The organism is Gracilibacillus lacisalsi DSM 19029, from assembly GCF_000377765.1.
GTDB lineage: Bacteria > Bacillota > Bacilli > Bacillales > Amphibacillaceae > Gracilibacillus > Gracilibacillus lacisalsi.
On sequence record NZ_KB898694.1, the window covers coordinates 1 to 9,325 of the forward strand.

Below are 9,325 nucleotides of genomic sequence, written 5' to 3' on the forward strand. Positions count from 1 at the left end.
GAAAGCATATTGTTTTCCAATTGGTTGAGCTAACCTGTGCTCCTCACCATTCCTATACCATCTCATCCAAGTTTTGATTTGTGTCTTATTTTTAATACCAAACTTCTCCATAATCTCTTTGTTCGTTAGTTCCCCAGAAAGTTTTAAGCGTATCACTTCTCTTTTAATTTCTTCAGGATAAACCATCTTCTTCCCCATAACAAAAAACACCTCCAAATGTCGATAAATAATTAATACGACTCTGGGGGTGTTTTTTCCTGTCTCATATTATTGGGTCACTCTAATTTTATGGAAGGGGGTTTTTGTTTGCGATTAAGTCCTTATAATAAAAAAGTAGTTAGAAAACCCTTTTTCTTTTAATTTCCTCTTTCATTCACAAGAAAAAAATGGTAAAAGTATGATAGATATAGAGTGGAAGGACTATGCCTTCGTGAAAAGAATCAAATGGATGTTACTGATAGGAATTGTAATTTTAGGAGGATGTCAAATGGAGGACTATCCAGAAACAAAAGTATTTCAGGATGAATTTACGCGAGAGTTTTTAGTGTCAACGGAGGAAGAGGAAAAAGGGTATTACTTGTTTGAGTCAGGGACTGGTGGTTATCAAGTGCTATTTCCGAAGAATGCAGTTATTTCTGATAAGTTTTATGAAAAAAATGGAGAGAGATTTGAGTCGGTCACATTTGAGGATTATAGTGTAGATGAAAATTATTATATTTCTCATGATTTGACATTTAGTGTTTATGGAGAAAAATTTTTAGAGGGGAGTTTAGGGTTATTATCATCTAAATTAAGTTATGAGGGTGATTATCAAGAAATGGAAACAAATGCTACGGAGATTTATTATGCACAAAAAAGTAAGGAATTTGAGTCATCTGAAGGAAAAAAATGACTGTTTATTGGACGTTCTCTTATATTATACCAAAAGGAGGAAAAGTAGGTTTACAGTATATATATGGAGCAAATTGTTATGAAGAAAATGACAGTTGTACAATTGATCCAAATGAACAAGAAGAACTTGCTTTAAAATTAATGAAATCTGTTCAATTTAAATAGTGAGAGTAAGGTGGTGAATGATTTTTAGTGCCATTACATTTTAGTTCAAAGGAATTATTTTTATGATAAAGAATTAGTTCAATAATCCTCTTTTTTGCCAATTTCCAATTTCCTCTTTAATTTGCAAGAAAAAAATGGTAAAAATATGATAGCCGTAAAGTGGAAGGAGTATGCCTTCGTGAAAAGAATCAAATGGATGTTACTGATAGGAATTGTAATTTTAGGAGGATGTCAAATGGAGGACTATCCAGAAACAAAAGCATTTCAGGATGAATTTACGCGAGAGTTTTTAGTGTCGACGGAGGAAGAGGAAGAAGGGTATTACTTGTTTGAGTCAGGGACTGGTGGTTATCAAGTGCTATTTCCGAAGAATGCAGTTATTTCTGATAAGTTTTATGAAAAAAATGGCGAGAGGTTTGAGTCCGTCACATTTGAGGATTATAGTGTAGATGAGAATTATTATATTTCTCATGATTTGACATTTAGTGATTATGGAGAAGATTGGATGGATGAGAATTTATATGCTTTATCTACTTCTGTAAATTATGAAGGAGATTATGAAAAAAAGAAAACTGATAATACAGAGATTTATTATGCAAAACAGGAAAAAAAATATGAGTCAAATGAAAAAAAACGGACGGTTTATCGGACGTTTTCGTATATTATTCCAAAAGGAGGAGATATTGGATTGGAATACATATATTCTGCGTATTGTTATGATGAAAATGAAAGCTGTAAGATTGACCAAAAAGAACAAGAAGAGATCGCTTTAAAATTAATGAAATCTGTTGAATTTTTAGACTAATGTATGGGGGAGAATAGAGGATGGGTAATGAGGAGCTTTTTAATAGTGAAATAATTAGAGCTCGAATTATGAATTTAGAATATAAAGACTTTGAACCTAGTAAAATAGAAGAAAAAATTCAACAAATATATTTAGATGAAGTTGGTGAGAAGCTGCCTGCAGAAATTACAGTTTATAAGTCTGATGATATAACTGAACAAGAGACTAAGGGAAAAGATTCAGGCTTTGATGGTACGATTCTGCATTTACATAGTGAAAAAAATCAAATAAATCAGATAATTACTATAACTAGAGGAAGTGAAATGCCGGAAGGAGATAATTGGCGACCGCTAGATTGGACTTACAACATAAATGGAAGTTTGGTGGGAGTTACAACTGATCAATATAATGATGCTATTAAATTTGACAGAACTGTAAAGGAAGCTATTTCTAACCAATCGAATAAGGACCTACCTAAAATAAAAAAGATTGGTTATGGGCATTCACTTGGTGGTGGTCTTATTGTCACATTACAGATGATGACGCAAGACTTTGACACTGTGTATTCCATTAATGGAGCTCCACCATCATTTTATCAGCTAGCCGAAATCGATAGAGATTATTTTGATGCGTTATCGATAAATTATAGTATTAATGATAGGGAAGATATTTACTCCCTCCCCCCATCCGAAGTAAAAGCATTCACCGAAGAATACTATAAAAACAAAATAGACGAAACAACGATTCAACACACCACCGTTGAAGAAGACATGTTATATTCCATCACCAGGACAAGGGGTTTTATTGATATTGGGGTACGTGATGGATTCTTAAGCTATCATGAAGAGTACGGTGATTTTGAAGCGTTAATGCGTCAAGTGCCAGATGAAGTAGTGCAATCTATCCAAGGGTTTTTATTACCTTATGCACAGACCTATAACGAAGTAGGGTTTGATGCCTTTGTCAAAGAATTGACTGGATTTAACCCGAAAACAGTTGATAGTTTTCTTGCTGCAAGAGACGAACTAAATCAAATGTTGGTTAATAACGCTGAATGGCAAAAGGAAACAATGGATTCTATAGAAAAGATAAGTCAAGGTTCATTTTGGAGTCGGGTGAAAGAATCAGCTAAGTTCGTTTATCGCACTCCTGCTAATTTAAAATCAATAGTATCACAAAACATCAACAGTAATATCAAAATTGCTACACAAGCATCGCAAGTAATGGTTACGGGAGTGCCAATGTTAGTGGATATGGCAACAAGAATTCCGCCATTATTGAAGCAAGTGAAACAAATTCGTCAACACTTACCTGAAATTACGAATGCTTTCGTAGATGCAGAACTCATGACAGAGGAGGAACAACAACTAATCCTTTCCTCTACCCAACAAATTGAAACAGATTTGATAGCAATAAATGAACAGGTATCCAAATTGCAAGACTTCTCCTTTCTCTATCCACCGCGTACAACTTTAGCATTAACAACTGCGTTAAAGATCAATGATATATATCAACACGTATTACCTCGGGCTAGAAACATTCAAACAACATTTGAACGTTTACGTGATGTAGATTGGACTTTTGTTGATTATTTTCAGCAATCGGTTCATGCGCATAGTCTAGATGCCGTTATCGAAACCTTATCTAGAGAAGATGCAACGGAATCACAACACCCCTTATTGATGCGATTTAAAAATCCTCAAGAAGTCTTTGATTTTGCATTACAAAATCTCACCAATATGAAAGGACATCCGTTAAGGTTAGCGTTAAGCAGGAAAAGAGGATCAAGAATCGTTATCCAAATCGAAGCTGCACTCCGGATATATAAGGAAGGATTGGCTATTTTGGAGGAGAAGCGAGCGGTTGTGCGTCAGCTTAAGCACCTCTATCAGGAAGAATTTGAGGAAGATTATGCAAGAAAGCGACAATATATAATGAGAAGAATTCATAACATGGAATCAAGTCCTTATAGTTATCAATATTTAATAAACCATTTATCTCGGACAGGCTATCAAATTAAAATTAGGGGGATAAATGTACAGGAACACCTGCCGCCACTACCTAAATCATTTTCAGAAGATTTTTATGACACCATCAATCAACTGGAAAGAGAGTTATCACAGGAACAACAACTTATAGCAGATATAAAAGATGCGATTGAAACCTTTTTCGAAAAAGAATTCCAAATCGCGAATGCTATTTATTAATCATTGGAAGGGTGATCGCAATGCCTATTTATCAAACTACATACCGTTTTGCGGATTTTCAAGGTGTAAATAGAAAAGATGAGGCTTTCGCTTCCTCACTTCAACGTTTGAGGACATTATCCAAAGAGTTTGATCGGTTTGTCCAAACGGAAGCTGCCAAAGAAAGTGGGGAAATAATAGAAAGAGCAGAAGAAGTAATTGGTAAAAAACAGTATAAGCTAGAGATGATCGCTAATGATTTAGAAGATACCTGCAGAAAGATGCAGCATCGTTATGCTGGATTGGTTAACAGTATTGAAAAGCAAGATATAACGATATATTATCAACAAAATGAATTATCTCTATAAAATATATGTAAGCTGGCATAACTTTCCCGCTTGTCCCATATAGTGGTTACAGGAGAATTATAGGGGGAAAAGCGGATGCCGAAGATATTTAAAGTTGTCCTGTGGTTAGTTGGATTATTTTTATTAATTATTTTAATGCAATACCCGATGCAACGATCGTTGGATTCGTGGCAAACATGGTCGCTACCACTAGCTGGTAAAACAATTGTCCTGGATCCAGGTCATGGCGGTGTCGACGGAGGTGCCGAAGCATCAGACGATACAATGGAAAAGGATATTGCCCTCGAAGTATCCAAGATGCTTAGGGATTATTTGCAGCAGGCAGGAGCAATTGTCTATCTTACAAGAGAGGGCGACTATGATTTAGCCCAAGATGGAACAACTGGTTTGTCTCGGAGAAAGTCAGAGGATATTCAAAATCGGGTAGCATTTATCAAAGAGAAAGAAGCGGATCTTTTTCTTAGTATTCACTTAAATGCTTTACCTGACAGGCAATGGAAAGGTGCTCAAACTTTTTATCATCCTGGAAGAGAACAAAATGAATTGTTAGCAAAAGCAATTCAGTCTGAAATTCGTCGTAATTTAGAGAATACCAATCGAGAAGCATTGGCCATGAGTCAGGTGTTTATTTTAAAATATGCCGAAACAACGGGAGCATTAGTAGAAATCGGCTTCTTATCAAATGAAGAAGAGAAAGAATTGTTAAAATCGACGAATTATCAGAAAAAAATGGCGGCAAGCATATATGAGGGCATTTCACAGTATGTCATCGAACAAACCCGATAAGTCGTTGATGCATCTCACTTAGTTAATGCTTAATTTGTGTTATACTAGCAAATAGGACTAAATAGTTTTTAAATTGAGGTGACCTATTTTGCTAACAGAACAAAGTGTAATCGACCTTTTGCATAAAATGAAAGACCCCTTCTTACATAAGACGTTTAAAGAAACGGATGGTATTGAAGAGGTCTCTATTAAGGAAGAGAAAAATCATGTGAGTGTCAAACTTGCGATTGCAAAGACGAATACCGCAGAGCAAATGCAATTACAACAAGAATTAGTTAATGCATTAAAACAATTAGGAGCGGCGACGGTTGGGCTTCGCTTTAGCCAATTGCCTGAAGAAGTAATCGCTAAATTCCAGCCAACTAAAGAAGAAGATCCCTCTTTACTTAGCAAAAATTCCAATACCAACTTCCTGGCAATTGCTAGTGGTAAAGGTGGCGTTGGGAAGTCAACCGTTACAGTGAATACGGCAGTTGCTTTGGCGAGATTAGGAAAAAAAGTAGGAATTATTGATGCTGATATTTATGGTTTTAGTGTACCAGATATGATGGGCGTGGAAGAAAGACCGAAGTTGAACGGCAATAAGATCGTTCCAGTCGAGCGTTTCGGTGTGAAAATTATGTCGATGGGCTTCTTTGTAGAAGATAATTCTCCTGTTATTTGGCGTGGACCAAGATTAGGTAAAATGTTGACAAGCTTCTTCAAGGAAGTGGAGTGGGGAGAACTCGACTATCTCTTATTAGATTTACCTCCAGGTACAGGTGATGTGGCATTAGATGTGCACAATATGATTCCATCTTCAAAAGAATTAATTGTTACAACACCACATCCAACTGCAGCATTTGTTGCAGCGCGTGCTGGTCAAATGGCGATTAACACCGATCATGAAATCTTAGGTGTCATTGAAAATATGGCATATTTCGAGAGTAAAGTAACTGGTGAAAAAGAATATGTTTTCGGTAAAGGTGGAGGCGACAAGCTAGCTGAAGTGTTAAATACACAGGTAATAGGTCGACTTTCCTTGCAACAACCATTTGAAGAAGAAGGTGTCTTTGCACCATCTGTCTATCAGGAAGGCCATCCTAATGGTAAAGAATATCTTGAGGTAGCTAAACAAATCATTGACCAATTTTAATCAAGAAGTGGAGCGCTTTTTCGAAAGGCTCCACTTCTTTTTAGCTAGACTGATTTTCTTGTTGATCTTGCCCTTCTTGCTCTTTTTCTTGTTGCTTCTCTTCGCCACCACCGGAACCACCCGATGATCCACCTGATCCGCCGCCTCCACCTTGTTCTGAAGGCTTCATTTCTTTAGCAGCTTTTAAAAGTAAATCAGTTATTTTTGCTTGGAACATTGGAGAATCAAAAGTTTCTTCCATTACCTTCTCTAAATGACTTCGAAATTCTTGGCTAGTTAGGGCTGTCATTAATTGTTGTTCCATCTCTGGATTTTTGAGTACTTCCATTAATTTTTTCTGATATTCTGGGTCACTCATTAACTTTTTGGTGACATCCTCTTGTTTATCTTGCAATGCTTTCGCAAATGATTCTACAAATTTCGGATCTTGGAACATTTTTTCCCAAAATTCTTTTCCTTTGTCGGAAGAGAGTGTTTCTGTTACGGCGTCTTTAACGACTTTTGCATCGACCACATAAGTTTGTTGCATGTCATCACTAGACAACACTTCTGTAATCGCCTTTTTTCCTTCATCTGTTTTAAGAATGTCTGCGACCATTTTTTTTGTTCCTTCATAGTCTTCACTATCTTGGTTACCTGCATTGTTCCCACCGCCACCACATCCTGAAAGCAGCAGTAGAGTAATACCTAACATATATAAAAATCGGTTCATATTTACCGCTACCTTTCTTATAAAAAAATAACCTGTATTTATAATATGGAGTCATTTATAATTAATATGTATGACAAGCGAAAAAAACTGAAGTTCGTGGTAAAATACGTAACAGGATATAGAATGTAGGGGGATTTTATTTTGAAAAGTCGTAATGTTGTACGGTTGTTTTTTTCTACTTTGCTTTTAGGTGGGGTATCTACCCTAATTGCGAGTTTTTTTGTGAAAGCAGGAGTGTATGCAGAAAACTTCAATCCGATTGATTGGTTTGAAATATTAGGCTTGCTGATTTTTTTCACTGGTTTAGGCTTTGTTTTTAGTTTGATCAGCCAAATGGGCTTTTTCGCGTATTTGACTGTTAATCAATTTGCTTTAGGTGTTTTCCGTAGGTATTGGCCAACAGTGCAGGTAGTATTAATTGCCTTTGCTCTGTTTGATCTCGTCTACTTCCGTTATCGAAGTGTGGAAGACGGCACGGTCACACCATTTTTGTTAACTGCGATTGCTTTATTTATTTTTAGTTGGTTTGTTGCAGGCTTAAAAGCAAAAGAAACCCACAAAAGAGCATTTATCCCAGCCCTTTTCTTTATGGTTGTCATTACATCGATTGAGTGGGTACCAGGACTGCGTACAGAAAATGGAGACTATGCTTGGCTAATGATTGTACCATTGATATTATGTAATACTTATCAGCTGTTAATACTACATCGTTTAACCGAAAAGAAATAGACCTGCCTTTAAGGAATGGTCTATTTCTTTTCAGATTGAAGTTCTTCTTGGTTTGTTTCTGCTTGTGTAATCAATTCAGAAATAGTCAAAAACTCTTTGTCACCTTTGACCTCTGGGATGACAACCTCAAGTGCCTGTTCTGTTTGTTTCACACTATCTGAAGCATGAAGTAAAATGATCGACCCATTGCGAACATTTTTTAGAATATGATTGGCAATCTTTTCAGTTCCAGGGTTCTGCCAATCATTTGGATTAATACTCCAATGAATCACTTTAAGCCCTTGATTCTCAGCTAAGCTAATCACTTCTTCATTTAAATGCCCATTAGGTGCTCTTAATAAATAAATATCTTCATAACCTAATTTAGAAAAAATATCTTTTGCTTTGTTCAAATCGCTTCGCACTTCATCTATCTCCTGCTCGACGTATGATTGGTATTGGTAACCGAGCATTCCTATCTCGTGTTTGTCCTCTGCAATTTGTTCTAAAATATCAGGATGTCGCTCAGCCCATTCACCACTGACAAAGAATGTGGCTTGAACATCTTCTTTCTTCAATCTTTCTAAGATAGGGATAACTTGTTCTTCACCATGGCTGATGTTAAAAGTTAAAGCGACGGATGGATGGTCCTCATTCCCAGCATTTAACGCCCGTGGATTATCCTGATTAGAAAAAACCGTAGAGGTATAATTAAATTCTAAAAATAAAAACAGGGCAACAAAAAAAGCAATTGGTATAATGAGGAATGCTTTTTTTTGTTTCTTCATATCTACAATATATAAACGCCTCACCGAAAATCCCCTCCCTTTAGTTGGGCTTGTCTCCATTATATGTAGGGTATTTCTTTAATATGATGTCTAATTATGTTTAATTTTGAAAGAAAACAGGAATATAGATATTAGATAGTGGGGAGATTATCATTATTAAAATAGATTTTAGGGGTGGACAAGATGTTAGGCTTATTAATTAATGATAAGGAGCAAAGTGAACTGCAGTATGTGATAAAAAGAGAGCTAGAAGAATTACTGCTGGACTTAGAAGATCATCGAATAGATAAAATGGTGAAGCAAGCAATGCGTGAGAGATATAAGGTCATATTTCAATTGTATACCCGGGTAGCGAGTGAAGAAGAGATAAAGAAATATATACCTAAGAAAGTGCAAATTGAATAAGGAAAGTAGATACTGTATCTTTTTTGTAAAAAGGGATATAGTATTTTTATTTTATATGTCAGAAAAAAAGTTAAAAAACCTCTTGCCTGCTATATAAGTTTATGGTATATTATCTTTTGTCGTCGTAAGGAAATGAAGTGATGAACAGCTAAGAAAAAATTCAAAAAAAGGCATTGACTTCTTTTTTGATACATGGTATATTATATTTCGTCGCAAAAAACGGCACAACATTGGTCTTTGAAAACTGAACAAAACAACCAGTATGATTTTAAACATGAAACAAGCTAGCTTATAGAAGCGAGCGCAAGTCAACTTTATTGAGAGTTTGATCTTGGCTCAGGACGAACGCTGGCGGCGTGCCTAATACATGCAAGTCGAGCGCGGGAAGCTTGTCTGA

12 protein-coding genes and 1 rRNA gene are annotated in these 9,325 nt (G+C 36.0%); 10 read left to right on the plus strand and 3 right to left on the minus strand.

The genetic code is table 11. The features are described 5' to 3' along the window. Positions 1-198: helix-turn-helix domain-containing protein (locus D569_RS0121855; protein ID WP_018934033.1), on the minus strand; the 198-nt coding region annotated here is incomplete at its 3' end. A gap of 289 nt (positions 199-487) precedes the next feature. On the opposite strand from D569_RS0121855, the gene D569_RS0121860 reads away from it, so the two are divergent. From D569_RS0121860 to D569_RS0121890, 7 genes are all read left to right on the plus strand, one after another. Continuing rightward, positions 488-892 carry a hypothetical protein gene (locus D569_RS0121860; RefSeq protein ID WP_018934576.1) on the plus strand — a complete coding sequence of 135 codons (405 nt, stop codon included), beginning with the start codon at positions 488-490 and terminating at the stop codon, positions 890-892. Then, entirely contained in the window at positions 889-1,056 is a 168-nt protein-coding gene (locus D569_RS24540; protein ID WP_018934577.1) for a hypothetical protein, read from the plus strand. The genes D569_RS0121860 and D569_RS24540 overlap by 4 nt, the downstream gene beginning before the upstream one ends. Before the next feature lie 178 nt (positions 1,057-1,234). Then, on the plus strand, positions 1,235-1,861 hold the full coding sequence (locus tag D569_RS0121870) for a hypothetical protein (protein WP_018934578.1): 627 nt from the start codon (positions 1,235-1,237) through the stop codon (positions 1,859-1,861). A gap of 20 nt (positions 1,862-1,881) precedes the next feature. After that, positions 1,882-4,047: a DUF6792 domain-containing protein gene (locus tag D569_RS23775; protein WP_018934579.1), complete on the plus strand. Its 2,166-nt coding sequence runs from the start codon at positions 1,882-1,884 to the stop codon at positions 4,045-4,047. 20 nt (positions 4,048-4,067) lie between these two features. After that, positions 4,068-4,394, plus strand: a complete 327-nt coding sequence (locus tag D569_RS0121880; RefSeq protein WP_018934580.1) for a hypothetical protein — start codon at positions 4,068-4,070, stop codon at positions 4,392-4,394. Between the two features lie 75 nt (positions 4,395-4,469). Then, positions 4,470-5,180, plus strand: coding sequence for an N-acetylmuramoyl-L-alanine amidase CwlD (cwlD, locus tag D569_RS0121885; RefSeq protein WP_018934581.1), 711 nt, complete (start codon positions 4,470-4,472; stop codon positions 5,178-5,180). An 88-nt stretch (positions 5,181-5,268) separates the two neighbouring features. Then, the gene (locus D569_RS0121890; RefSeq protein WP_018934582.1) at positions 5,269-6,315 is read left to right on the plus strand and encodes an Mrp/NBP35 family ATP-binding protein; all 1,047 of its coding nucleotides are present in this window, start codon (positions 5,269-5,271) and stop codon (positions 6,313-6,315) included. Between the two features lie 40 nt (positions 6,316-6,355). Here D569_RS0121890 and gerD read toward each other — a convergent pair whose 3' ends face one another. Next, a complete protein-coding gene (gene gerD / locus D569_RS0121895) occupies positions 6,356-7,027 on the minus strand; it encodes a spore germination lipoprotein GerD (RefSeq protein ID WP_018934583.1) in 672 nt (223 codons plus the stop codon). Between the two features lie 141 nt (positions 7,028-7,168). On the opposite strand from gerD, the gene D569_RS0121900 reads away from it, so the two are divergent. Beyond that, on the plus strand, positions 7,169-7,756 hold the full coding sequence (locus D569_RS0121900; protein WP_018934584.1) for a KinB-signaling pathway activation protein: 588 nt from the start codon (positions 7,169-7,171) through the stop codon (positions 7,754-7,756). 20 nt (positions 7,757-7,776) lie between these two features. Here the strand turns inward: D569_RS0121900 and D569_RS0121905 are convergent, their stop codons facing one another. After that, positions 7,777-8,547: a polysaccharide deacetylase family protein gene (locus tag D569_RS0121905; RefSeq protein ID WP_018934585.1), complete on the minus strand. Its 771-nt coding sequence runs from the start codon at positions 8,545-8,547 to the stop codon at positions 7,777-7,779. 159 nt (positions 8,548-8,706) lie between these two features. On the opposite strand from D569_RS0121905, the gene D569_RS0121910 reads away from it, so the two are divergent. Further along, on the plus strand, positions 8,707-8,928 hold the full coding sequence (locus D569_RS0121910; protein ID WP_018934586.1) for a hypothetical protein: 222 nt from the start codon (positions 8,707-8,709) through the stop codon (positions 8,926-8,928). A gap of 313 nt (positions 8,929-9,241) precedes the next feature. After that, positions 9,242-9,325, plus strand: a 16S ribosomal RNA gene (locus tag D569_RS0121915); the annotation flags it as partial.